Origin of the sequence: Pseudoruegeria sp. SK021 (assembly GCF_002119405.1) — a bacterium.
Lineage (GTDB): Bacteria > Pseudomonadota > Alphaproteobacteria > Rhodobacterales > Rhodobacteraceae > Meridianimarinicoccus.
The window spans coordinates 1-963 of record NZ_MTBG01000110.1 but is presented as its reverse complement, the minus strand read 5'-3'; the positions used below and the strand labels follow the sequence as shown (position 1 = coordinate 963).

The 963-nt window shown below is 57.8% G+C and carries 2 protein-coding genes; both read right to left on the bottom strand.

What is annotated here, in order from left to right; all coding sequences use genetic code 11:
* On the bottom strand, positions 1-410 hold a 410-nt coding region (locus tag BV911_RS18820), incomplete at its 3' end, for an IS630 family transposase (protein WP_240512376.1).
* Positions 411-496: 86 nt separating this feature from the next.
* Positions 497-802: a hypothetical protein gene (locus BV911_RS18815; RefSeq protein WP_086055059.1), complete on the bottom strand. Its 306-nt coding sequence runs from the start codon at positions 800-802 to the stop codon at positions 497-499.
* Positions 803-963: the final 161 nt, after the last annotated feature.

Below are 963 nucleotides of genomic sequence, written 5' to 3'. Positions count from 1 at the left end.
ATGGCGTCGAACACGTCGGTGAATGTCCTAGCCCCGATCCGGCGAAGATGGGCTTTCAGCTTGGAGAATGCCTGTTCGATGGGATTCAGGTCGGGCGAGTATGGCGGCAGGAAAATGAACCAGCATCCATGCGCCCGCAGTGCATCTGCGGCCTCCTTGTTTTTGTGGGTCGCCAAGTTGTCCAGTATGACGACTGTTCCGGGCTCAATTTCTGGCACCAGAACTTCGCGTACATAGGCGGCGAAGGCAGGGCCATCCATGGCACCCTTTATGACCCACGGCGCGATCAGGGTTTCGTGGGTCAAGCCTGCGATCAGCGTTTGCGTCCCCCAACTGCCAAAGGGCGCATCCATGGTCAGTCTCTGGCCGCGCAATGACCGCCCCCGTAGGCGAGTGAAATTGGTCTTCACAGAAGTTTCATCAATAAACACAACGCGATCAGGTCGCCGTCCAATTGCTGGCAGCCGATGGGAAAACCAGTCAGCGCGCCGGTGCCTTACCTTGGCACGACGGCGTTCGGACGCAACCAGAGACTTTTTTTGTACGTAAACCCGAGCCGCGACAGCAGGCCAGCGATAGACGAATGGTGGACTTTCACACCCTTCGCATCGGCCAGAGCATCCCGGAGTTCAAAAAGCGTGATATCCGGGTCTTGCGCAATGAGTTCTTCGAAGAACGCGCGGTACGGTTCCAGCTTGCCGCGCCCCGGCGGACATCCCTGGGGTGCAGGCGAGGCGTGCCCTGTCGTCCTGACCTGCCGCGCCCAACGCGCGCCCGTCGCGGGCGAAAGTTTCAGACGCAAAGCCGCCGCACGTCCGCTTAACCCTTCTTCAATGTAACTCTGAAACCGCGCCCGAAGCGCAGATGGCAAAGGTGCTGACATGATCCATCCTCCAAAATAGGATGAATCACAAACACGACCCTATAGGAACCACCGATTCAAGTTTTCACAGAAACGCTTTA